The following is a 22,975-nucleotide window of genomic DNA, read 5'->3' on the forward strand; positions in this document are numbered from 1 at the left end:
GCGCGACGGCGCAGCTGTGGGGCGGTGGCAAGATGAACCCATGACCCGTGCCGCCGACGTCGCCCTCCGGGCCGAGGACCTCTCGATCGCCCGCGCCGGCCTGCGGGTCGTCGACGGACTGAGCGTGACCGTGCGCGCCGGCGGCGCCCTGGCCGTGATGGGCGCCACCGGATCGGGGAAGTCCAGCCTCGCCGCCGTGCTCGCCGGCGACGACGACCCGACGGTGCAGGTGGTCGGCGGCCGGGCCGAGATGCACGGCATCGACGTGCGCCGACGCGGCCGGCAGCTGCGCATCCGCCGCTACCTCACCGGCTATCTGCCGCAGGGCGCCGGCGCCGCACTCCCGGCGCGCATGACGGTGTCGGAGGTCATCTCCGAGCCGATCGTCAGCCGCGACCGCCGCGTGAACCAGCGCGCCCTCGCCCTGCGGGTGGCGGGACTGCTCGACGAGCTGCAGCTGCCGATCGGCGCCGCCGCGAAGTACCCCTACGAACTGAGCTCGGGCATGCGGCAGCGCGTCGCCCTGGCCCGCGCGCTCGTGCTCGACCCGCGCCTGTTCATCGGCGACGAGCCCTACGGCTACCTCGACGTGGATGTGCGCCGGGCCGCGCGCGACGCGCTGCTGCGCCGGCGCGCGGATGCCGGGATGGCGCTCGTGCTCGTCACCAACGACACCGCCGCGATCGACGAGCTCGACGCCGACGTCCTGGTGCTGCGCGACGGCCACACCGTCGGCTACGGGCACGGCACCGACGGTGTGCTCTGGACCCCCGGCAGCGAGGTGCCCCGGTCGTCGTGAATGGTCACGTGCACCCGTCGGGATTTGCTAAGCTAGTCGAGTTGTCCCGCCACGGCGGGGCTGATCCTCGGTAGCTCAATTGGCAGAGCAATCGGCTGTTAACCGATAGGTTCTTGGTTCGAGTCCAAGCCGGGGAGCGAGAGATCCGCGTCATCTAACGCGACTCTCACCTAAGACCCGGGCTTCCACCCCGGGTCTTTTCCTTTCCCCGGGCGCGCGCCTCATCCGCGCGGCGCGCCGGTCGCGATGGCGATGCGCCCCGCACCGGTGGGGTGCGGGGCGCATCGCCGGGCGGTCAGCCCGTGGTGAGCACCGGATGCTGCGGTGCCGACCCGATCGTGGAGATCTGCACGCCGACGGTGACCGCGGTGCCCCACTGCAGGTTGTCGCGACCGTAGCCGTCGGCCGTGCAGGTGACCACTCCGGCGGCCACCGCGCACGTCGTCCCCCAGCTGCCGGTCACGGCCAGGGCGGTGGGGTCGGCCCACGACACCTGCCATGCCAGCGGTGAGCCCGCCTGGGCGGCGGTGACCGTCAACTCGGCGGTGTACGCGCCGGGCCAGGCGGTGGCGGTGCGGTAGGCCGCGGTGTAGGCCCCCGCCCCGGGCCCGGGGGTCGGCTCGACGGCCGGCGGTGCGGCATCGCCCACGGTGAGCGTCGGCGCCTGCGGCGCCGCGCCCCGCGTGGCCACCTGCACGCCCACGGTCGCGGAGGTGCCCCACCGGAAGGCGTCGGCGCCGTAGCCGGCGGCGGTGCAGGTGACGATGCCGTCGGCGACGTCGCACGTGGTGCCCCACGCGTTGATGATGCCGGTGGCGTCGGCATCCCGCCACGAGACCACCCAGTCCAGCTCCGCACCCGACGCGGGGGCCGTCACGGTGAGCTCGGCCGTGTAGGCGCCGCCCCACGCCGGGCCCGCGTGGTACGTGGCGGTGTAGTCGGCGCCGCCGCCCACCGGCGGCGTGGGGGATGCGGTCGGCGTCGGGGTTGCGGTGGGTGTCGGTGTCGCGGTGGGCGTGGGTGTCGCGGTGGGCGTTGCGGTCGGGGTCGGGGTCGGCGTCGGTGTCGCGGTGGGCGTTGCGGTCGGGGTCGGCGTCGGGGTTGCGGTGGGTGTCGGCGTCGGCGTCGGCGTCGGTGTCGGGGTTGCGGTCGGCGTCGGTGTCGCGGTGGGCGTCGCGGTGGGCGTCGGCGTCGGGGTGGCGGTGACCGTCGAGGCGCGCAGGATCGCGGCATCCGAGCCGAGGTACACGGTGCCGGTCGCCTCGTCGACGGCGAGGCTGTAGGCCGCCGACGCGTCGACGGTGGCGTAGCGGGTCCACGAGCGGCCGTCGGCGCTGCGGTAGATCTCGCCGTTGCCGCTCAGCGTGTAGAGGGCGCCGCTCTCGGCCTTGTAGACGTCGCGCAGCCGGTAGCCGCCGGGCGCGATGTCGTAGACCGGGGTCACCGACTGGCCGGTGCGGGTGTCGTAGACGCGCACCCGCGCACCCCAGCCGTACGAGACGATGTCGTGTCCGATGGACTGCACCTGGTCGGCCTGGTAGGCCCAGAACGCGGAGCTGTCGTCCTGCAGCGTCGTCCAGCCCTGCGCGTCCCAGCGCTCGAGCGGACCGAGCACGTCGCCCAGCACCGCCGAGGTGTAGAGCTTCCCGTCGACGGCCTCCATCCAGTAGTAGCGCGACAGATCGCCGGTGCCGACGCTGCGACGCTGGATCAGCTGCCAGTCCGAGACGCCGTCGGGGGAGTACCAGATCGCGGCGTAGGCCTGGCCGGTGGCGGCGTCGTTCGAGCTGCCCGCGAGGAACAGGTCGACGCCGTCGGTGGAGGCCACGTCGAACACGTGCACCATCGGCGCGACGCCCTCGTTCGCCCAGGCGCCCGAGCGGTTCGAGGCGAACCCGACATTGGTGTCCCAGCCACCCCGCGGATCGATCTCGGGGGCGTACAGCGCGTCACCGACCCGGGTGATCACGTCGATGTCCTCGGTGGGGACGGTGAGGTGCCGGGTGGGTGCGGCGGTGCCCAGATCGTAGCTGTAGAGGTCGATCGGGCCGGTGTTCGCGCCGTAGTCGCCGTAGCCGGCGTAGAGGCGGCCGTCGTCGATGATGAGGTCGCCCACCTTGCGCCCTTCGGCGGTGGGCTGGGTGTCGGCGCCGCGGGCGGCGGCGAACACCGACAGGGCGAGCGGGGTGGTGCGGTCAGCGGCCGATGCCGGTGCCGCCAGGGCGATGCCGGCGCTGACGGCGAGGGTCGCCGTCAGCGCGAGCGCGACGGTGCGTCGCCCACCGCCTCGCAGCGGGGAGGGGTTGTTCACGGGGGTCTCCTTATGGGGTAGGAACGAACACCGCCCCACCGGCGCTGCAGCGACGGTGACGACGGTGTCGTGGTTCACATTCCCATATCGGATGCCGCCGCGACGGCGTGAGGGCCGCGGCAAACCCCGTGGGGTCAGGCGTCGATCTCGTCGACTCCCGGCATCCAGCTCGCACCGGGGCGTCCCCACCCGCGTTTGCGGGCGATCTTCTGCACCGTCTTCCAGTCGCCGTCGTCGAGCCGGTCGATGTAGAGCACGCCGTCGAGATGGTCGAACTCGTGCTGCATGATGCGCGCGCGCCAGCCGTCGACGTCGATCTGCACCGGTGCGCCCTCGAGGTCGGTGCCCGTCACGCGCACGCGGTCGGAGCGGCGCAGCGCGAAGCGCTCACCCGGGAACGACAGGCAGCCCTCCGACTCGTCGTCGGGGTCGGGGGCGCCCGGCTCGGGCGGGGTCATCCACAGCTCGGGGTTGATGATCACCCCGCGCCAGGGGGCGCCGTCGTCGTCCTGGTAGGTGTAGGTGTAGATGCGCAGGCCCACCCCGACCTGCGGGGCGGCCAGTCCCACGCCGGGGGCGGCGTCCATCGTGTCGAACATGTCGGCGACGAGCGTGCGGATCTCGTCGGTCACCTCGCCGACGGGGGCGGCGGGGGCGTGCAGGACGGGATCGCCCATGATGCGAATCGGAAGAACGGCCACGTCCTGAGCCTATCGAGCGGAGCCTGCGGCTAGGGTCGAGGGGTGGAAGCCGCGGTCATGGCGCTGGAGGAGATCACCGACGAACTGGTCGGCATCTTCAAGGACCCCGCGATCCTCATCGGGATCCCGCTGGCGCTGCTGGGCGCGGTGTTCATGTCGTTCGGTGCGCAGTACCAGCACCGCGGCGTGCAGAAGGTCGAACGCCTCACGGCGGTCTCGGGCAACACCGGCCTGACCGGCGGTCAGCTCGTCAACCTGCTGCGGCGCCCCTCGTGGGTGCTCGGCACGGTCATGCTGGGGCTCGCCATCGTCTGCCAGCTCGCGGCCATGTCTTTCGCGCCGCTGATCATCGTGCAGCCGATCGGCGCGATCTCGCTCGTGATCACCACGTTGCTCAACGCCCGCATCAGCGGTCACAAGCCCACACGGCGCTCCATCACCGCCATCGCGCTGTGCGTCGTGGGCATCTTCATCTTCGTGACGATCGCCGCCCTCTACGCCACCGAGACGGCCGTCAGCGACCAGCAGCTGATCACCGTGCTGATCATCCTGGCGGTGGTCATCGTCGTCATCGGCGGTACCTGGCTGTGGCTGCGCCAGCGCACCTCGGCGCTGTTCTACATCGTCGCCGCCGGCGTGATCTACGGCTTCGTGGCCACCCTCGCCAAGATCGTCATCACCCGCATCCAGTACGGCGACTTCGACTGGCTCACCATCATCTGCGTCATCGCGCTCGTGGCCGGCACCGCAGCCGGGGCCTACTTCGTGCAGACCGCCTATGCCTCGGGCCCGCCCGACCTCGTCATCGCCGGCCTCACCGTGGTCGACCCGATCGTCGCTATCGTCATCGGCCTCACCGTGCTGCACGAGGCGGCCACCGCCCCCTTCGGGGCCTACATCGGCTTCGTCATCGCCGGTGCCCTCGCCGTGACCGGTGTCTTCCAGCTGGCCCGCTACCACCCGCAGGTCGTCAGCGACAGCCAGGAGATCCCCATCGCCCGCGGCAGCGAGCCTGCCGTCAAGACCGGGGCGATCCGGCTCACCGAGGCGGTGTCGAAGGTGTGGCCCGAGCCGCCCGTCGACGACGAGAGGCCGCCGCGCACGCGCCGGTAGGCTGGATGGCCCAGGGGGCGGTGGCCAAGCTGGTCAAGGCAGCGGGCTCATAACCCGACGATCGTGGGTTCAAGTCCCACCCGCCCTACGCGAGAGAGCGGTCGCTTCGGCGGCCGCTCTCGGCATGTCCGGGAGCCGTGCGCGCCGCGCGACGTGACGTTCTGCACTTGTAGATGAATAGTGCAATAATGCACTACGTGATCGAAAGTGCAACAGCGTCCCCGCGCGAACGGCGACGGGTCGAGACCACCCGCACCCTGGTCTCGCTGACGCGGCGGGCCACCGCCGCGCACGGCCTCGCGGGATTCACGATCGAGGAGATCTGCGCGCAGGCGGGTGTCTCGCGGCGCACGTTCTTCAACTACTTCGCCTCGAAAGAGGATGCCGTGCTGGGGGTGCCGCTGGGCGCCGACTCCGCCGACGAGGACGAGTTCTTCGTCGCCATGCGGCCGCGCACGCCGGCGGGTCAGCTGTCGCACAACCTCGTCGACGACTTCGCCACGCTCATCGCCGCCCGCTGGGCCAAGCTCGACATCGACCGGGCGTCGGCGGCCGAGCTGATGGCCGCCGCCGAACGGGAGCCGCAGCTGCTGCCGCACATGCTCGAGCGCGGGCGCCTCGACCAGCAGAAGGACATCGCCCTCATCGAGCGGCGCGAGCAGCTGCAGCCGGGCGACCCCCGGGCCGCGGTGCTCGTGCAGATCATCGTGCACCTCGGCCACCTGGCGCTGCCCCTCTCGCTCGACCCCGACGACCCCGAGCCGTTCCCGGCCGCGCTGCAGCGCCTGGTGGCCACGGCATCCGCCCTGTTCTCCTCCCACGACCGCCACCGCCTCCCGAACCCCCACGACCCCGAAAGCGCCGCATGACCGCCACCGCCCCCACACCGACCGTCGCCGCCGGCGACGCGCCGATGCTGCTGACCAGACGCCGCGTCTGGCTGATCTTCTCCGCCCTCATCGCCGGCATGCTGCTGTCGAGCCTCGACCAGACGATCGTCTCCACCGCGATGCCGACCCTCGTCGGCGAACTCGGCGGTGTCGAGCACCAGGTGTGGATCACCAGCGCCTACATCCTGGCGACGACCATCGTCATGCCGATCTACGGCAAGTTCGGCGACATCCTCGGCCGCCGCACCCTGTTCCTCGCCGCCATCGCCATCTTCACCCTCGCCTCGGTGGGATGCGCGTTCGCGACCGACTTCTGGATGTTCGTCGTCTTCCGCGCGATCCAGGGACTCGGCGGCGGCGGGCTGATGATCCTCTCGCAGGCGATCATCGCCGACATCGTGCCGGCCAACGAGCGCGGCAAGTTCCTCGGCCCGCTGGGCGCCGTGTTCGGCCTGTCGGCCGTGGCGGGGCCCCTCCTGGGCGGCTTCTTCGTCGACCACCTCACCTGGCAGTGGGCGTTCTACATCAACATCCCGGTCGGGATCGCCGCGTTCCTCATCGCGCTGTTCGCCCTGCAGCTGCCCAGCAAGCGCGCCGTCAAGCCGATCGACTGGGCCGGCGTCGTGTTCCTGTCGATCGCCACCACCTGCCTCATCTTCTCCACCGACTTCGGCGGCGACCGCGACCACGGCTGGGGCGACCCCGTCACGTGGATGTGGGGCGCGGGCCTGATCGTGGCGGTGGCGCTGTTCATCTTCACCGAGTCGCGCGCCGCCGACCCGATCATGCCGCTGTCGCTGTTCCGCAACCCGGTGTTCGTCAACGCCACCGCGATCGGCTTCGTCATCGGCATCGGCATGTTCTCGGCCCTCGCGTTCGTGCCCACCTTCCTGCAGATGGCCTCGGGCACCTCCGCGGCCGCCTCCGGGCTGCTGATGATCCCGATGATGGTCGGCGTCATGGGCACCTCCATCGCGTCGGGTCTGCTCATCACCAAGACCGGGAAGTACCGCATCTACCCGATCCTCGGCACGGCGATCACGGGCCTGGTCATGGCCGTCATGACGACCCTCACCGCCGACACCCCGATCTGGCTGATCTGCGTCTACCTGTTCGCCCTGGGCGCCGGACTCGGCTTCGTGATGCAGGTCGTCGTGCTCGTCGTGCAGAACGCCGTGCCCGCCGCTGAGCTCGGCACCGCCACCAGCTCGAACAACTACTTCCGCGAGGCGGGGGCGGCGCTGGGCATCGCCGTGTTCGGCGCGATGTTCACCTCGCGGCTCACCGACAACCTCACCGCCGCCTTCACCGGCTCGGGCGCCTCGGCGGCCGAGGCCGCCCAGGCGACGGCGACGATCGACCCGTCCACCCTCAGCGCGCTGCCCGACGAGGTGCGCGACGGCATCGTCACCGCCTACGCCGACGCGCTGGCGCCGGTGTTCTGGTACCTCGTGCCGTTCTTGGCAGTCGCCTTCCTCCTGGCCCTGTTCCTCAAGCAGATCCCGCTGTCCGACGTCGCCGGGCTCGTCGCCCGCGGCGAGGCGATCAGCGGCGAGGAGGCCGAGGCGCTCGAGGCCGCCCAGCGCGCCGAGGCCCGCACCCGGGGCGGTCGCCCCGCCCCGGCCGACACGGCGCCGCACGGCGCCGAGGCGCCCACCGGCGCGGCATCCGCCGCCGGGCGAGACGCGCGCGCAGACGCCGCCGACTGAGGCGCGGCCACCCCGCCGATGGGTCACCGAATCACACGCTTGTGATTTGCGTGGCCCATCGGCGATAATGGGCGCATAACCGCATAGCCCGCCGCTCATCGGCGTCTCGCATCAGGTCGTAGGGGAAGACGTACCTGACAACAAGGAGACGATGATGGTGACACCTGCGTCGACCCCTCGGTCGACCGCACAGGCGCGTGGAGTGATCTTCATCCACTCCGCGCCCCGGGCGCTGTGCCCCCACCTCGAGTGGGCGGTCGGTCGCGCCCTCGGACACGCGGTGAGCTTCGACTGGGCCGACCAGCCGGTGCTCTCCGGCAGCCGCCGCGCGGAGTTCTACTGGGAGGGCCCCGCCGGCACGGGCGCGGCCCTGGCCACGGCGATCCGCGGCTGGGAGCACCTGCGCTTCGAGGTGAGCGAAGACCCCACCCCGCGCAGTGACGGCGGGCGCTGGATGCACACGCCCGACCTCGGCATCCACTTCGCCCAGACCGACACCGCCGGCAACGTCGTCATCCCCGAAGACCGCGTGCGCTACGCGATGGAGATCTCGGCCGGCGACCTGTCGGAGCTGCAGCGCGAGCTGCAGGTGGCGCTGGGCTCGGCGTGGGACGAAGAGCTCGACGCGTTCCGCCACGCCAGCGACGACGCACCCGTCGTCTGGCTGCACAAGGTGGGCTGAGACCCACCCGCACAGACTCGGGCGGGGCAGAGCGCCCGTACCGGCCTCGGACGGCTTCCCGGGGACCGGGATCGCGACCGCACCGCCCGACACGAAAGAAGACGCCCCCGGGGTCCATACCCGGGGGCGTCTTTCGTGGTGTCGCGGGGTCAGACCGAGGCGAACACCGCGACGGCGTTGTGGCCGCCGAAGCCGAACGAGTTGCTGATCGCGAGCTGCTGCTCCGCGCCCAGCGGCGTCGGCGCACCCGAGAGGGCGAACGGCACGGCCGGGTCCTGCTCGGTGATGTTGATGGTCGGCGGGGCGACGCGGTTCTGCAGGGCGAGGATCGTGAACATCGCCTCGAGGGCGCCGGTGCCGCCCAGCAGGTGACCGGTGGATGCCTTGGTCGCCGACACCGGGATCTCGTCGATGCGGTCGCCGAACACGGCGCGCAGGGCGACGTACTCGTTGGGGTCGCCGACGGGCGTGGAGGTGGCGTGCGCGTTGATGTGGGTGACCTCGTCGGCGCCGCGCCCGGCCGAGGCCAGGGCGAGCTCGACGGCGCGTGCCGCGCCGGTGCCCTCGGGGTCGTTGGCGGTGATGTGGTACGAGTCGGCGGTCACGCCGCCGCCGCACACCTCGGCGTAGATCTTGGCGCCGCGCGCCTTCGCGTGCTCCTCGGTCTCGAGGATCAGCACGGCGGCGCCTTCGCCCATGACGAAGCCGTCACGGTCGATGCTGCCGGGGCGCGAGGCGGTCGCGGGGGAGTCGTTGCGCTTGGAGAGGGCCTGCATCGACGAGAACGAGGCGATGGTCACCGGGTGGATCACCGATTCGGTGCCGCCGGCGATCACCACGTCGGCGAGGCCGTCGCGCAGGTGCTCGACCGCGTTGACGATCGACTCGGTGCTCGACGCGCAGGCGCTGGCCACCGTGCGGGCGTAGGCGCGCGCCCCGAAGTGCAGCGAGAGGTTGCCCGCGGCGGCGTTGGGCATGAGCATCGGCACGGTCATGGGAAGCACCCGTCGCGGGCCCTTCTCACGCAGCGTGTCCCACGCGTCCAGCAGGGTCCACAGCCCCCCGATGCCGGTCGCGAAGTCCACGCCCAGCCGCTCCGGGTCGACCTCGGGGCTGCCGGCATCCGCCCACGCCTCCATGGCCGCGACCATCGCGAACTGCGACGAGGGGTCGAGGCGCTTGGCGATGGGACGCTCGAGGATCGTGTCGGGACGCACCTTCGCCTGCGCGGCGAAGGTGACCGGCAGCTGGTACTGCTCCACCCAGTCGTGCTCGAGGGTGCGGGCGCCGGAGGCGCCGTCGAGCAGGGCCTGCCAGCTCTCGGGGGCGGTGCCGCCGATGGGCGACGACGCGCCGATGCCGGTCACGACGATGCGGGGAGTGGTCATGGTGTCCTCGGAGGTCCTCCGGTGGGGGCGTGCGCCCCCACCGGTGCGAATCGATGCCGTCGACGCGGATGCCCGCGTCGGGCGGCGGTCAGGCCTGGTTCGACGTGATGAAGGTGACGGCGTCGCCGACGGTCTTGAGGTTCTTGACCTCTTCGTCGGGGATGGTGACGCCGAACTTCTCCTCGGCGTTGACGACGATCGTCATCATCGAGATGGAGTCGATGTCGAGGTCGTCGGTGAACGACTTCTCCAGCGCGACCTCGTCGGCCGAGATGCCGGTCTCGTCGGTGATGAGCTCTGCCAGTCCGGCGAGGACCTCGTCGTTGCTGAATGCCATGGAATCTCTCCTTGTTGTGGGGGCTGCGGTTTATCGGGACAGCCGGCCCGATCGGGCCGTCTTTCAGTCTAGGGTCGGCGATCCCCGTCGTCAGGGAAGGACGATCACCTGGGCGCCGAACACGAGTCCGGCCCCGAAGCCGATCTGCAGGGCCAGGCCGCCGCTGAGTTCGGGGTGCTCGGCGAGCAGCCGGTGGGTGGCCAGCGGGATCGAGGCCGCCGACGTGTTGCCGGTGGTCTCGATGTCACGGCCGATCACGACGGTCTCGGGCAGGCCGAGCTGCTTGGCGAACTCGTCGATGATGCGCATGTTGGCCTGGTGCGGCACGAACGCGGCGAGATCGGATGCCTCGACGCCGGCCGCCTCGAGGGCGCGGCGGGCGACCTTGACCATCTCCCACACCGCCCAGCGGAAGACCGTCGGGCCCTCCTGGCGCAGCGTCGGCCAGGGGGCGGCGCCGTCGCGGAACTCGACCAGCGTGTGGTTCATGCCCACGGCATCCGCCTTCGAGCCGTCCGAACCCCACACGGTGGGGCCGATGCCGGGGAACTCGCTCGGGCCGACGACGGCGGCGCCGGCCCCGTCGCCCAGGAGGAACGAGATCGAGCGGTCGGTGGGGTCGACGATGTCGCTGAGCTTCTCGGCGCCCACGACGACGGCGTAGTGCGCGGAGCCGGCGCGGATGAGCGCGTCGGCCTGGGCGATGCCGTAGGCGAATCCGGCGCAGGCGGCGTTGACGTCGTAGGCGGCGGCGGGGTTCGCGCCGATGCGGTCGGCGACGATCGCCGACACCGACGGGGTCTGCTTGGGGTTGGAGATGGTCGCCACGATCACAGCGTCGACCAGCGACGGGTCGATGCCGGCCGTCGCGATGGCCTCGGCGGCCGCGGTGCTGGCCAGGTCGATCGCGTCGGTGCCGGCGTCGGCGCGCACGCGCGTGATGATGCCGGTGCGCTGACGGATCCACTCGTCGCTGGAGTCGATCGGCCCGATGATGTCGTCGTTGGGCACGGCGTTCTCGCCGCGTGCGGCGCCGTAGGCGAGCACACGCGTGTGCGCCGGGCCGGTCGACTGGGTGAGGGTGACGGTCATGCGCCTTCTCCGGTCAGCAGGGCGGCCGCAGCCGCGAGGTCGTCGGGGGTCTTCACCGCGACGGTGGGGACGCCCCGCAGGGCCCGCTTGGCGAGGCCGGTGAGGGTGCCCGCGGGGGACAGTTCGATGATGCCGGTCACGCCGTGCTCGGCGAAGGACGCCATGCACAGGTCCCAGCGCACCGGGTTGGCCACCTGCTGCACGAGCAGATCGACCGCTCCGCGCCCGTCGGTGACCACACCGCCGTCGCGGTTGGACCACACGGTGAGGCGGGGGTCGGCGACCGTGACGTCGGCCGCGGCGGCGCCGAGGGTGGCCACGGCGGGGGCCATGTAGGCGGTGTGGAACGCGCCGACCACCTGCAGCGGGATCACGCGAGTGGCGGGAACGGGGGTGGCGGCGAGTTCGGCCAGGGCGGCCAGCGCTCCCGCGGCGACGATCTGACCGCCGCCGTTGTAGTTGGCGGGGGTGAGGCCCAGGGCGCTCAGGCGCTCGAGCACGGCATCCTGGTCGCCGCCGAGCACGGCGCTCATGCCGGTCTGCTCGGCCGCGGCGGCCTCGGCCATGGCGCGGCCGCGCAGGCCCACCAGGCGCATGCCGTCGGAGGGGGCCAGCACACCGGCGGCCACGAGCGCGGCGATCTCGCCGACGGAGTGGCCGGCGACGCCGCCCGGTGCGGTGCCGGCCGCCTCGGTCAGCGCGTGCCACGACAGCAGGCTCGCCGCCACGATGAGCGGCTGCGCCACGCGCGTGTCGCGGATGCGGTCGGCATCCCACTCGGTGCCGGCGGCGACGAGGTCGACCTGCGCCTCGGCGCCGAACTGCTCGAGGCGCTCGCGCGCACCGTCGAGCTCGAGCCACGGAGTGAGGAAACCGGGGGTCTGCGAGCCCTGTCCCGGGAAGACGGCGATGATCACTCGTCCTATCCTGCCAACAAGATGCGCCTATCGACTGGCGAACACGTCACAAGAACCCGAAATCCCTTTGTATGCGCCCCACAGTCCGCGGCTCCGTGCCCTCACCCTCGCCCTCGCCCTCGCTCTCGCCGGCGCCGAGAGAACAACGGGGCGCCGAGGGAACGGGTGCCGCCCGTACTCTCGGCGGTGAGATGTTCTCTCGCGGACCGGCGCGGACGGGCGCGCGCGGGCGAACGGGCGCGGGGCGGATGCCGCGGGGGCGGGGGTCAGCCGCGGCGAGGGGGAGCGGGGCGGCGGCGGGTGACGTCGGTGCCGATCGAGCCGAGCACCAGCGCGGTCTGCAGGATGAGGGCCTCGCGGGGGCCGGTGGCGTCCCATCCGATGACGTCCGAGACGCGCTTGAGGCGGTAGCGCACCGTGTTGGGGTGCACGAACAGCTCGCGGGCGGTCGCCTCGAGCGAGCGCCCGTTGTCGAGGTAGCTCCACAGGGTCGCCACCAGGTCGGTGGAGTGGGCCAGCAGCGGCCGGTAGATGCGCTCGACGAGGGTGGCCTTGGCCAGCGGGTCGCCGGCGAGGGCGCGCTCGGGAAGCAGGTCGTCGGCCTCGACGGGGCGCGGCGCGTGACGCCAGGCCTTCGCGACGGCGAAGCCGGCCAGGGCCGCGCGGGCGCTCTGGCTCGCGTCGACCAGGGCGGGCACGGCCGGTCCCAGCACCAGGTGCCCCGGGCCGAACCCCGGCTCCAGGCGGCGGGCGATCTCGACGAAGGCCAGCGTCTCGGCATCCTCGTCGGCGTCGGCACGGCCGATCACCACGACCAGGCGCAGGCCCTGCACGCCGATGAGCACGTCGATGCCGAGCTTGCGGGCCAGGCGCCGCAGCTGGTCGACGTCGAACTGCGGGGGCGTGGTGCCCACGAGCACCGACACCTCGCCGTGGCCGTGCCAGCCGAGGGCGGCGATGCGGCTGGGCAGCTCTTCGTCGGCCTCGCCGGTGAGGATCGAGTCGACGACGAGCGCCTCCAGGCGCGCGTCCCACAGGCCGCGGGCCTCGGCGGCGCGCGCATACACGTCGGCGGCGGCGAAGGCGACCTCGCGCGAATAGAGCAGCATGCTCTCGCGCAGGTCTTCGGCGCGGCCGGCCACGCGCTCCTCGGTCACCTCGACGGTGACGCGGATGAGCTGCAGCGTCTGGGTCAGGCTGACGCTGCGCAGCAGTTCCCGCGGCGCGGCGGCGAAGATGTCGGCCGCGATCCACGGCTGGGCGCCGGGATCGTCATACCACTGGATGAAGGCCGAGATGCCGGCCTGTGCGACCAGCCCCACCGCGCTGCGGCGCCCCGGGGGCATCTCGGCGTACCACGGCAGCGACTCTTCGAGTCGGCCTGTCGTGGCCGTTGCGAGATCCCCCGAGATGCGGCGGAGCCAGGCGAGTGTCTCCGCCTTCTCGTGCGGCGGGGTGGGACCGGTCGGCATCGATGTCGTCAGCTCTCGCCGCCGGCGTTGCCGGTGGTTCCCGCCGTGACGTCGTACAGACGGTACTTCTCGATGGCCTGCGCCGACAGCGACCGGTCGACGAGTCCGTCGTCGGCCAGCGCCTGCAGCGTGCGCACCACGATCGACGGGCCGTCGATCTTGAAGAACCGGCGGGCGGCGGCGCGGGTGTCCGAGAAGCCGAAGCCGTCGGCGCCGAGCGTCGCGAAGCGGCGCGGCACCCACGGGCGGATCTGGTCCTGCACGGCGTGCATGTAGTCGCTGACGGCGACGACGGGGCCCGTCGTGTCGTGCAGCTTCTGCGTGAGGTACGCGGTGCGCGGCTCGTCGTTCGGGTGCAGGAAGTTGTGCTCGTCGGCGGCCAGGCCGTCGCGTCGCAGCTCGGTCCAGCTGGTGACCGACCACACGTCGGCGGTCACGCCCCAGTCGTCCTTCAGCAGCTGCTGCGCCTCCAGGGCCCACGGCACGCCCACGCCCGAGGCCAGCAGCTGGGCACGGTGGCCCTCGCCGTCGCCGATCGAGACGCGGTGGATGCCGCGCACGATGCCCTCGACGTCCACGCCCTCCGGCTCGGCCGGCTGCACGATCGGCTCGTTGTAGAGCGTGATGTAGTACATGACGTTCGGGTCGGGGTGGTTGCCGCCGTACATGCGGTCGATGCCCGAGCGCACGATGTGGGCGATCTCGTACCCGTAGGCCGGGTCGTACGACACGGTGGCGGGGTTGGTGGATGCCAGCAGGTGCGAGTGGCCGTCGGCGTGCTGCAGGCCCTCACCGGTCAGGGTGGTGCGACCGGCGGTGGCGCCCATGATGAAGCCGCGCGCCATCTGGTCGCCGGCGGCCCACTGGGCGTCGCCGGTGCGCTGGAAGCCGAACATCGAGTAGAAGATGTAGACCGGGATCAGCGGCTCGCCGTGCGTCGAGTACGACGTCCCCACGTTGGTGAACGCCGCGACGGCGCCCGCCTCGTTGATGCCGACGTGCATGATCTGGCCCTGCGGGCTCTCCTTGTAGGCCAGGAGCAGCTCGCGGTCGACCGACGTGTAGTTCTGGCCGTTCGGGTTGTAGATCTTCGCGGTCGGGAAGAACGCGTCCAGGCCGAAGGTGCGCGCCTCGTCGGGGATGATCGGCACGATGCGGTGACCGAAGTCCTTCACCCGCAGCAGGTCCTTCAGCAGGCGCACGAACGCCATCGTGGTGGCGATCTCCTGCGTGCCCGAGCCCTTCTTCGGCAGCGCGTAGGCCGCGTCGTCGGGGAGGGTGATCGGCACGTGGTGGGTGCGGCGCTCCGGCAGGAACCCGCCCAGGTCGCGGCGACGCTCCAGCATGTACTGGATCGTCTCGTCCTCCATCCCGGGGTGGAAGTACGGCGGGGTGTAGGGGTTCTCCTCGAGCTGCGCGTCGGTGATCGGGATGCGCATCGAGTCGCGGAAGTGTTTGAGGTCCTCGAGGGTCATCTTCTTCATCTGGTGGGTCGCGTTGCGGCCCTCGAAGTGGTGACCGAGGCCGTAGCCCTTGATCGTCTTGGCGAGGATGACGGTCGGCTGGCCCTTGTGGGCGGCCGCGGCCTGGTAGGCGGCGTACAGCTTCTGGTAGTCGAGGCCACCGCGGCGCAGCTTGCCCCAGATGTCGTCGTCCGACCAGTCCTCGACCATCTTCAGCGTGCGCTCGTCGCGCCCGAAGAAGTGGTCGCGGATGAACTTGCCGTCCTCGGCGCGGTAGGTCTGGAAGTCGCCGTCGGGGGTGGTGTTCATGAGGTGGCGGAGGGCGCCGTCGGTGTCGACCGACAGCAGCTCGTCCCAGCCGCGGCCCCAGACGACCTTGATGACGTGCCAGCCGGCACCGCGGAAGAAGCTCTCCAGCTCCTGGATGATCTTGCCGTTGCCGCGCACCGGGCCGTCGAGGCGCTGCAGGTTGCAGTTGACGACGAAGGTGAGGTTGTCCAGGCCCTCGTTGGCGGCGACCTGCAGCTGGCCGCGGCTCTCGACCTCGTCCATCTCGCCGTCGCCGAGGAAGGCCCACACGCGCGAGTCGCCGGCATCCTTGATGCCGCGGTTGGTGAGGTACTTGTTCGTCATCGCCTGGTAGATGGCGTTGATGGGGCCGAGGCCCATCGAGACGGTGGGGAACTGCCAGTAGTCGGGCATGAGCCGCGGGTGCGGGTAGGAGGGGATGCCGAGGGCACCCTTCGACTTCTCCTGACGGAACCCGTCGAGCTGGTCCGCCGACAGGCGTCCCTCGAGGAACGAGCGGGCGTAGATGCCGGGGGAGGCGTGGCCCTGCACGAAGATCTGGTCGCCGCCGGTGGGGGCGTCCAGGCCCCGGAAGAAGTGGTTGAAGCCGACTTCGTAGAGCGAGGCCGACGATGCGTAGGTCGAGATGTGGCCGCCGACGCCGATGCCGGGGCGCTGCGCGCGGTGCACGGTGACCGCGGCGTTCCAGCGGATCCACCGGCGGTAGCGGCGCTCGAGCTCCTCGTCACCGGGGAACTCGGGCTCGTTCTCGGTGGCGATCGTGTTGATGTAGTCCGTCGTCGGCACCTGCGGCACGTTCAGGTGCAGGTCGCGCGAGGCCTGGAGCAGGCTGAGCATGATCTCGCGTGCGCGCCCGGCGCCCTTGTTGTCGACCAGCTGGTGGAGCGACTCCTGCCACTCGGCAGTCTCATCGGGGTCGCTGTCCAGCGGGCCCTGCGAGTACGGATCCTGATCGTTGACAGTCACAGAAGACCTTTCTTCGTCTGGCAGATCGTGCCAGGGACAGGGTGTGGAACGCGCGCGGCTTTGTACAGCACTGACAACGCATCCCGGATCAGCCTAGTCACTTCCCCGGGTCCACGGCGCGCGTGGGTCACCGCCGTAGACTGGTGCCGAGGGCCTTTAGCTCAGTTGGTAGAGCGCCACGTTTACACCGTGGATGTCGTCGGTTCAAGCCCGGCAGGGCCCACCTCATCCTCACTCGTCGTCGCGGGCGACGATCTTCGGCGCCGCCGGGTTGAGGTACCGGCCGCCGTCCTTGCCCAGCCGCGAGTGCCGGTGCCCGTAGGCGAAGTAGACGATGAAGCCCAGCGCGAGCCAGATGAGGAAGCGCAGCCAGGTCTCCACCGACAGGTTGAGGGCGAGGTAGGTGCACACGATCGCCGACAGGATCGGCAGCACCGGGCTCCACGGCACGCGGAAGCCGCGCTTGAGGTCGGGGCGGGTGCGGCGCAGCACCACCACGCCCACCGAGACGAGCACGAACGCCGACAGCGTGCCGATGTTCACCATCTCCTCGAGGATGCCGACGGGGGTCAGCCCCGCGACGAGGGCGACCACCACGGTGACGATGATGGAGATCAGCCACGGCGTGCGGCGGGTGGGGTGCACCTTGGCCAGCGACTGCGGCAGCAGCGCGTCGCGCGACATCGCGAAGATGATGCGGGTCGCCCCGATCAGCAGGGTGAGCACCACGGTGGTCAGGCCCGCCACGGCGCCGGCGGCGATGATGGTGCCCATCCACGGCTGCCCGTACTGCACGAAGGCGTTGGCCAGGGCCGCCGCCGGGTCGAGGTCCTGGTAGGGGACCATGCCGGTGACCACGAGCGAGACGGCGCAGTAGAGGATGGTGCAGATCACCAGCGAGGCGATGATGCCGATCGGCAGGTCGCGCTGGGGGCGCTTGGTCTCTTCGGCGGTGGTGGCCACCACGTCGAAGCCGATGTACGCGAAGAACACCAGGGCGGCGCCGGCGAAGATGCCGCCGACGCCGAAGGCCATCGGCGCCGAGCCCGAGAAGAACTGCAGCAGCGGCTGGGTGAGCCCGGTGGCGGCCTCGGTGGGCACGGCATCCGGCACGAACGGGGAGTAGTTGGCGGGGTTTACGAACATGAGGCCCGCGACGATCACGAACAGCACGATGAACAGCTTCACGCCCACCAGCACCAGGTTCACGCGCATCGACTCGCGGATGCCGAGGGTGATGAGCGCGCCGAGCACGAGCACCAGCACGATGGCGGGCAGATCCACCACGCCGCCGTAGGAGATCTCCGGCGGCAGCGCCAGGCCGAACTGCTCCAGCAGCACCCCGAGGTAGGCGCTCCAGCCCTGGGCCACGACCCCCGCGCCCAGGAACATCTCCAGGATGAGGTCCCACCCGATGATCCACGCGAACATCTCGCCGAGCGAGGCGTACGAGAAGGTGTAGGCGCTGCCCGAGACCGGCACCGTCGAGGCGAACTCGGCGTAGCACATGGCCGCCAGGGCGCACGCGATCGCTGCGACGACGAAGCTCAGCACGATCGCGGGGCCCGCCACCTCGTGGGCCGCGCGGCCGGTGAGGGTGAAGATGCCGGCGCCGATGACCACGCCCACCCCGAAGACGGTGAGATCGAACGCCGACAGCGACTTGCGCAGGCGGAACTCCGGCTCCTCGGTGTCGGCGATCGACTGCTCGACGGATTTGGTGCGCATGACGCTCATGGGATGTCCTCCCGGTCTCGGTGGGTGCAGGACGCGCGCCTGCTGTTCCGGTGCCACATGCTATTGCCGAGCGGATGCCGGGCGATACGGCCCGGGATAGTGTTTGTCGTGTGAAAGCCAGCTTCTCCGACCAGCTCCGTCTTCTCGAGCTCGCCCGTCTCGACCGGGATGTGAGCGCCGCGGAGACGGCTCGTCGCCACCCGCCGCAGACGGCGCGGGTGCAGGAGCTGCTGGCGCAGCGCCAGGCGCAGTCGACCGAGCTGACGGGCCTGCTCGCCGCCCGCGACGATGCGCAGACCGAGCTGTCGCGCCTCGAGACCGACGTCGCGCTGGTGGATGCGCGGGTCGCCCGCGACCGGCAGCTGCTGGCCACCAGCAGCAACGCCAAAGAAGTGCAGGGACTCGAGCACGAGCTGGGTTCGCTCGCCAAGCGCAAGAGCGACCTGGAAGACCTCGAGCTGGAGATCATGGAGCGCCTGGAGGCCGCCGAGGCGTCCGTGGCCGCCCAGCAGGCGCTGATCGCCGCCACCAACGACGAGGGCGCCCGGCTGAGCGCCGAGGGCAAGGCGGCCGTCGCCGAGGCGACCGCCCGCCAGGAGGCCGCCGCCCGCGACCGGGCCGCCGTCGCCGCGGCACTGCCCGCCGACCTCGTCGCCCAGTACGACAAGCTCAGCGCGGGCAGCGCCGGTGCCGGACTGCTGCGCCGCCGCACCTGCGAGGGCTGCAACATGGTGCTCTCCGGCACCGATCTGCAGACCGTGCGCCAGGCCGCCGAAGACGACGTGGTGTTCTGCCCCGAGTGCGGGTGCATCCTGGTGCGCACCGACGAGTCGGGCCTGTGACGGCCACCCGGTGATGCCGTGACCACCGCGCCCCGCTGGCGCGTGGTGGGGCGTGGCGAGGGCGGCGCGATCACCGTCGTCGACCTCGACCGGAACGGCGACCGCCTCGCCGTGCACGCCTTCGATGACGATGCCTTCCGCCGTGCGGTCGCCGCCGATGCGGAGGCGACCCGCTGGGTGTGGCACGACACGCGGTGGTGGTACCGGATGCTGCTGGATGCCGGCATCCGCATCTCGCGCTGTCACGACCTGCGCCTCAGTCACGCGATCCTGCGTACGAGCGCCTGGGCCGACGCACCGGCGCTGCGGGCGGCGCGCGGGTGGGATGCCGGTGGTCCGCTCGAGGAGGCCGGACCGCAGGCGCTGTTCGACCTCGACGGCGGTGACGTGCCGGTGCTGCCCGAGAGCCTCGACGAGGTGCTCGCCGAGTTCGAGCGCCAGCGCGAGGCGGTGACCGCCTCGCCGCAGCGCGCCCGGCTCGAACTGCTGCTGGCCGCCGAATCGGCGGGCGCGCTCGTGGCCGAAGAGCTGCACGCGGCCGGGGTGCCGTGGAGCCGGGAGGTGCACGCGGGGATCCTCGATGCCACGCTGGGCCCGCGCCCGCTGGCGGGGGGTGTGCCCGCGCGCATCGCCGAGCTCGGCGCGGTGGTGCGGGCCGCGCTCGGCGACGACCGGGCGAGCCTCGATTCGCAGCCGAAGCTCCTGCGGGCCCTGCACCGCGCGGGGGTGCCGGCGACGTCGACCAACCGGTGGGAGCTGGCCGAGTACGACCACCCGGTGATCGCGCCGCTGCTGGAGTACAAGAAGCTCACCCGGCTCGCCAGCGCGAACGGCTGGGCGTGGCTGGAGGAGTGGGCGCCGGCGGGCCGGTTCCGACCGGTGTACGTGCCGGGCGGGGTGGTGACGGGCCGCTGGGCCTCGTCGGGCGGCGGCGCCCTGCAGCTGCCCCGACAGCTGCGACCGGCGGTGCGCGCCGATCCCGGGTGGACCCTCGTCGTCGCCGACGTGGCCCAGCTCGAGCCCCGGGTGCTGGCGGCGATGGCGGGCGACACCGCGTTGGCGGCTGCCGCGCGCGGGACGGACCTGTATGCCGGGATGGTCGGCGAAGGGGTCGTCACCTCACGGCAGGAGGCGAAGATCGCGATGCTCGGTGCCATGTACGGCGCGACCACCGGTGACAGCGGGCGGCTCGTGCCGGCGCTGCGCCGCGCCTACCCGCGCGCGATGGGACTGGTCGACGAGGCCGCCGCCGTCGGCGAGGCGGGGGGAGTGGTCACCACCTGGCTCGGCCGCAGCAGCCCCGCCCCCGGATCCGGCTGGCAGCGCGTGCAGCAGGAGGCGAGCGGGGCCGACGCCTCGGCCGCCGACGAGACCCGCGCTCGCCGCAGTGCGCGCGACCGCGGCCGGTTCACCCGCAACTTCGTCGTGCAGGGCAGTGCCGCCGAGTGGGCGCTGGCGTGGCTGGCCGACCTGCGCACCCGTCTGGCGGCGCTGCCGGTCGCGGACGCCCCCGCCCCGGCATCCGGCCCGGTGTTCGCCGCGCGGGCGCACCTGGCCTTCTTCCTGCACGACGAGATCATCGTGCACGCCCCGCAGGAGCAGGCCGAGGCGGTGGCCGTCGCGGTGCGCGAGGCCGCCGACGCCGCGACCCGGCTGCTGTTCGGCGGGTTCCCCCTCGACTTCCCCCTCGACCTGCAGATCCGCGCCGACGCCGCCAAAGGCTGACGCCCGCGCGTCATCCGCAGGAGACGGGCACCGCCGCGCCCGGGCGGGGAGTGGTGGCCATCGGCGTGTGCAGCAGCACCGGCGCGGCGGCGCCGGGGGAGGCGGCCACGAAGCGGAACTCCACCACGTTGCGCTCCTGGGGCGAGAGGTTCACGCGCAGGGCGCTGGTGGGGAAGCCCCCCTCGTCGGCCTGGGCGACCACCACCGGGGCGCCCGCCTTGGTGACCGAGCTCAAGAGCGTCCCGGGCGGTGCGGCGACGGCCACGGTCGTGCCGATGTCGCCGACGCCGGTGCCGAACATCCCGCGGCCGGTCACGTCGCCGGGCAGCGAGGTGGCGGCATCCAGCGGAGCGGTGCTGGTCATGGTGAGGCGCACGATCACGTCGGCGCGGCCGTCGGCGCGGCACTGCGCCGCCCCGACCTGCAGCCCCACGTCGAGGTAGACGCCCATCTTGCCGCCGGTGCCGTCGTTGAACGACACCGCATACGCCTCGTCGCCAGCGAGGCGGTGGCGGGCGGCGGGTCCGCCGAGGGCGCTCGCAGCCAGGGCGCTCTGCACCTGCGGGTCGGCCGACCACGCAGACACGCGCCCGTCGGACACCGGGCCCGCCAGCGCCGCGCCCCAGGCGAGCGGGTCGGGCGGCGCGGCCACCATCCGGGCGAACACCCGCGCGGCGGCGTCTTGCATGAACCGGGTCTGCCCGTCGGTGTCGAGCGTGCGGTACGGGTCGACGAGCAGGCGGGTGAGCGCGTCGTCGGCGGTGATCGTCGTGCCGTCGCCGAGGTCGACCGGTCCCACCACCCGCAGCGCCGCCACGAGCACCATCGGGTCGACCGACAGCACCAGGTCGGGCGCGGCGCCACCCCGCTGGGTCCACCAGGCGGCGGCGAGCCGGGCGGTGAGGGTGAAGTCGGTGGGCATCGACGCGTTCTGCACGAAGCGGCCCACCACGTCGCCGTACAGCGCGGTGAGCGCGTCGGGCACGGGCGCCACCGGCGTCGAACGCGCGGCGAAGTCGGCCGACGACGCCTGCGCGTCGAGCGTGAAGGTGCCGTCGTGGGCGGTGAGCTGCAGGAACGACCCGGTGATCCCGCCCCCGGTGCGCAGCTCCGCGTTGTTCTGGATCATCACCAGCACGGTGACCGGGGCGTCGCCCTCGGCGACGGATGCCAGCGGTGCCAGCGCCGCGGCGGTCTGCAGCGTGGGGAGGGCCTCGTGCAGCAGCGACCGGGTGCGCTCGACGGCGCCGGCCACAGGTGGCAGCAGCGTGCCCGTGTCGATGCCGCGCAGCAGGGCGTCGGCGCGGGCTGCCTGCGCAGCCAGGGGCGCCATCGCCGCGCCGGCGGTGGCAGGCTGCAGCCCGCCGGTGCGCAGCGCGTCCACCAGGGGCTCCGCGCTCACGGCGGCGGCACCGAGGGCGCCGGCGAGGGTCTGCACCGCGGCGAGGTCGCCGCCGAGCACCGGGGCCAGACCGGCGACGGCCCAGGTGGGGTCGGCGGCGACCTCCCGGGCGGCGGCCAGTTCGCGGGTCAGCGTGCCGGCGGCATCCGCGAGCCCGGCGGGGTCGTCGGCGGCGACCGCCTGGGCGGCCCTCTCGCCGGCGTCGCGCGCCGCGTCGAGGTGGGTGGCGGCGGTCACCACCCGCAACCCGAGCCAGATGAAGGCCGCAGCGACGACGGTCAGCAGCACCGCGCACCCGATCAGCAGGATGCGCAGGCCGCCGCCCTCTCGTCGTCGCAGCGGGATGCCGTCAGGCACGACGCCGGCGCAGGAGCAGCACGCCGCCGATCACGACCGCCCCCACCGCCGCACCGGCCACGACGGCGACCGCGGCGGCATCGCCGCCGGTGGCCGCCAGCGGAGTGCTGCCCGAGGCCAACGGGGTGCCCGTGACCGTGGGCGAGGCGCACGCCGAAGTGGCCGGCGGGTAGGCCAGCGGCACCGCGAGCACCGGGTTGACCTCGATCGACGCGGTGATGCGGTCGCGGGTCCACGCGAAGTTGCCGTCGACCTCGACCCACTCGCCGTCGCGATACTCCCACCCGGGCCAGCCGGTGCCGTTGCCCGCGTCGTCGACCGACGCCCCGGGCCACAGCAGCGTGCCGCTGAGCGCCCCCGAGCTCACATCGCCCAGCGGGATCTCCACCCGGTTGACGCCGTCGGTGATCACGAGCACAGCATCGTGCCCGGTCGCCGTGTCGTCGGGATCGGTCAGCTGCACGCGATACGAGATGACGGGCGCGTCGCGCACGCACATCACGTCGACCGACGAGCCGACCAGGCTCGGTTCCCGAGGTGGCGGCGGTGGCGGTGGCGCGTACACACCGACGTCGCCGACCTCCGTCTCGGTGGTGTCCGCCGGCTCCGGCGGCGGAGAGTTCTCCGCGTACGCCGGTGCGGCACTGGCCCACAGTGCGGCCGCCATCACGGCAGCCGCCCACAAATGACGCTTCTCCATCGTTCTCCCCCAATGAGTCCGATAGCATCGGGCGCCCCATACGCCCGTTCCCCGGTGCCGACT

The 22,975-nt window shown here is 72.2% G+C and carries 18 protein-coding genes and 3 tRNA genes; 10 read left to right on the forward strand and 11 right to left on the reverse strand.

Annotation, left to right across the window (positions count from 1 at the left end; translation table 11 throughout):
* Positions 1-40 precede the first annotated feature (40 nt).
* Positions 41-799 carry an ATP-binding cassette domain-containing protein gene (locus N3K63_RS06975; protein ID WP_261579446.1) on the forward strand — a complete coding sequence of 253 codons (759 nt, stop codon included), beginning with the start codon at positions 41-43 and terminating at the stop codon, positions 797-799.
* Positions 800-863: 64 nt separating this feature from the next.
* Positions 864-936 (forward strand) — tRNA-Asn (locus tag N3K63_RS06980).
* A 158-nt stretch (positions 937-1,094) separates the two neighbouring features.
* Here the strand turns inward: N3K63_RS06980 and N3K63_RS06985 are convergent.
* Positions 1,095-3,110, reverse strand: coding sequence for a cellulose binding domain-containing protein (locus N3K63_RS06985; RefSeq protein ID WP_261579447.1), 2,016 nt, complete (start codon positions 3,108-3,110; stop codon positions 1,095-1,097).
* Between the two features lie 134 nt (positions 3,111-3,244).
* Entirely contained in the window at positions 3,245-3,811 is a 567-nt protein-coding gene (gene def, locus N3K63_RS06990) for a peptide deformylase (RefSeq protein WP_261579448.1), read from the reverse strand.
* Between the two features lie 57 nt (positions 3,812-3,868).
* Here def and N3K63_RS06995 point away from each other — a divergent pair, with 57 nt between their 5' ends.
* The 5 genes from N3K63_RS06995 to N3K63_RS07015 all read left to right on the forward strand — a co-directional run bounded on the left by N3K63_RS06995 (position 3,869) and on the right by N3K63_RS07015 (position 8,205).
* Entirely contained in the window at positions 3,869-4,924 is a 1,056-nt protein-coding gene (locus N3K63_RS06995; RefSeq protein WP_261580060.1) for a DMT family transporter, read from the forward strand.
* A gap of 14 nt (positions 4,925-4,938) precedes the next feature.
* Positions 4,939-5,012: transfer RNA gene (locus N3K63_RS07000), tRNA-Ile, on the forward strand.
* Between the two features lie 109 nt (positions 5,013-5,121).
* The gene (locus tag N3K63_RS07005; RefSeq protein WP_261579449.1) at positions 5,122-5,793 is read left to right on the forward strand and encodes a TetR/AcrR family transcriptional regulator; all 672 of its coding nucleotides are present in this window, start codon (positions 5,122-5,124) and stop codon (positions 5,791-5,793) included.
* On the forward strand, positions 5,790-7,523 hold the full coding sequence (locus N3K63_RS07010; protein WP_261579450.1) for an MDR family MFS transporter: 1,734 nt from the start codon (positions 5,790-5,792) through the stop codon (positions 7,521-7,523). The genes N3K63_RS07005 and N3K63_RS07010 overlap by 4 nt, the downstream gene beginning before the upstream one ends.
* Before the next feature lie 154 nt (positions 7,524-7,677).
* Positions 7,678-8,205, forward strand: a complete 528-nt coding sequence (locus N3K63_RS07015; RefSeq protein WP_261579451.1) for a DUF3145 domain-containing protein — start codon at positions 7,678-7,680, stop codon at positions 8,203-8,205.
* Between the two features lie 149 nt (positions 8,206-8,354).
* Here N3K63_RS07015 and N3K63_RS07020 read toward each other — a convergent pair whose 3' ends face one another.
* From N3K63_RS07020 to aceE, 6 genes are all read right to left on the reverse strand, one after another.
* Positions 8,355-9,593 (reverse strand): beta-ketoacyl-[acyl-carrier-protein] synthase family protein, encoded by a 1,239-nt coding sequence (locus N3K63_RS07020; RefSeq protein ID WP_261579452.1) that lies wholly within the window; start codon positions 9,591-9,593, stop codon positions 8,355-8,357.
* Positions 9,594-9,681: 88 nt separating this feature from the next.
* Entirely contained in the window at positions 9,682-9,930 is a 249-nt protein-coding gene (locus N3K63_RS07025) for an acyl carrier protein (protein ID WP_121058750.1), read from the reverse strand.
* A gap of 90 nt (positions 9,931-10,020) precedes the next feature.
* Positions 10,021-11,022 (reverse strand): beta-ketoacyl-ACP synthase III, encoded by a 1,002-nt coding sequence (locus tag N3K63_RS07030; protein ID WP_261579453.1) that lies wholly within the window; start codon positions 11,020-11,022, stop codon positions 10,021-10,023.
* Positions 11,019-11,939 carry an ACP S-malonyltransferase gene (locus N3K63_RS07035; RefSeq protein ID WP_261579454.1) on the reverse strand — a complete coding sequence of 307 codons (921 nt, stop codon included), beginning with the start codon at positions 11,937-11,939 and terminating at the stop codon, positions 11,019-11,021. The genes N3K63_RS07030 and N3K63_RS07035 overlap by 4 nt, the downstream gene beginning before the upstream one ends.
* A 266-nt stretch (positions 11,940-12,205) precedes the next feature.
* Positions 12,206-13,411, reverse strand: coding sequence for a PucR family transcriptional regulator (locus tag N3K63_RS07040; RefSeq protein ID WP_261579455.1), 1,206 nt, complete (start codon positions 13,409-13,411; stop codon positions 12,206-12,208).
* A gap of 8 nt (positions 13,412-13,419) precedes the next feature.
* The gene (gene aceE / locus N3K63_RS07045) at positions 13,420-16,149 is read right to left on the reverse strand and encodes a pyruvate dehydrogenase (acetyl-transferring), homodimeric type (RefSeq protein WP_261579456.1); all 2,730 of its coding nucleotides are present in this window, start codon (positions 16,147-16,149) and stop codon (positions 13,420-13,422) included.
* A gap of 150 nt (positions 16,150-16,299) precedes the next feature.
* On the opposite strand from aceE, the gene N3K63_RS07050 reads away from it, so the two are divergent.
* Positions 16,300-16,372: transfer RNA gene (locus N3K63_RS07050), tRNA-Val, on the forward strand.
* Between the two features lie 8 nt (positions 16,373-16,380).
* Here N3K63_RS07050 and N3K63_RS07055 read toward each other — a convergent pair.
* Complete coding sequence (locus tag N3K63_RS07055; RefSeq protein ID WP_261579457.1) at positions 16,381-17,886, reverse strand: amino acid permease; 1,506 nt, start codon at positions 17,884-17,886, stop codon at positions 16,381-16,383.
* Between the two features lie 110 nt (positions 17,887-17,996).
* On the opposite strand from N3K63_RS07055, the gene N3K63_RS07060 reads away from it, so the two are divergent.
* On the forward strand, positions 17,997-18,728 hold the full coding sequence (locus tag N3K63_RS07060; RefSeq protein ID WP_261579459.1) for a zinc ribbon domain-containing protein: 732 nt from the start codon (positions 17,997-17,999) through the stop codon (positions 18,726-18,728).
* A gap of 18 nt (positions 18,729-18,746) precedes the next feature.
* The gene (locus N3K63_RS07065) at positions 18,747-20,453 is read left to right on the forward strand and encodes a bifunctional 3'-5' exonuclease/DNA polymerase (protein ID WP_261579460.1); all 1,707 of its coding nucleotides are present in this window, start codon (positions 18,747-18,749) and stop codon (positions 20,451-20,453) included.
* Positions 20,454-20,463: 10 nt separating this feature from the next.
* Here the strand turns inward: N3K63_RS07065 and N3K63_RS07070 are convergent, their stop codons facing one another.
* Positions 20,464-22,212, reverse strand: a complete 1,749-nt coding sequence (locus tag N3K63_RS07070) for a DUF4012 domain-containing protein (RefSeq protein WP_261579461.1) — start codon at positions 22,210-22,212, stop codon at positions 20,464-20,466.
* Positions 22,205-22,912 carry an LPXTG cell wall anchor domain-containing protein gene (locus N3K63_RS07075; RefSeq protein WP_261579462.1) on the reverse strand — a complete coding sequence of 236 codons (708 nt, stop codon included), beginning with the start codon at positions 22,910-22,912 and terminating at the stop codon, positions 22,205-22,207. Before N3K63_RS07075 ends, N3K63_RS07070 begins: the two co-directional genes overlap by 8 nt.
* Positions 22,913-22,975: the final 63 nt, after the last annotated feature.

It is taken from the genome of Microbacterium festucae, assembly GCF_025421715.1.
Lineage (GTDB): Bacteria > Actinomycetota > Actinomycetes > Actinomycetales > Microbacteriaceae > Microbacterium > Microbacterium festucae.

Coding starts and splice junctions, on each gene's coding strand:
- N3K63_RS06975 (WP_261579446.1), top strand. CDS start 41: ATGACCCGTGCCGCCGACGTCGCCCTCCGGGCCGAGGACCTCTCGATC.
- N3K63_RS06995 (WP_261580060.1), top strand. CDS start 3,869: ATGGCGCTGGAGGAGATCACCGACGAACTGGTCGGCATCTTCAAGGAC.
- N3K63_RS07010 (WP_261579450.1), top strand. CDS start 5,790: ATGACCGCCACCGCCCCCACACCGACCGTCGCCGCCGGCGACGCGCCG.
- N3K63_RS07015 (WP_261579451.1), top strand. CDS start 7,678: ATGGTGACACCTGCGTCGACCCCTCGGTCGACCGCACAGGCGCGTGGA.
- N3K63_RS07020 (WP_261579452.1), bottom strand. CDS start 9,593: ATGACCACTCCCCGCATCGTCGTGACCGGCATCGGCGCGTCGTCGCCC.
- N3K63_RS07025 (WP_121058750.1), bottom strand. CDS start 9,930: ATGGCATTCAGCAACGACGAGGTCCTCGCCGGACTGGCAGAGCTCATC.
- N3K63_RS07030 (WP_261579453.1), bottom strand. CDS start 11,022: ATGACCGTCACCCTCACCCAGTCGACCGGCCCGGCGCACACGCGTGTG.
- N3K63_RS07040 (WP_261579455.1), bottom strand. CDS start 13,411: ATGCCGACCGGTCCCACCCCGCCGCACGAGAAGGCGGAGACACTCGCC.
- N3K63_RS07055 (WP_261579457.1), bottom strand. CDS start 17,886: ATGAGCGTCATGCGCACCAAATCCGTCGAGCAGTCGATCGCCGACACC.
- N3K63_RS07075 (WP_261579462.1), bottom strand. CDS start 22,912: ATGGAGAAGCGTCATTTGTGGGCGGCTGCCGTGATGGCGGCCGCACTG.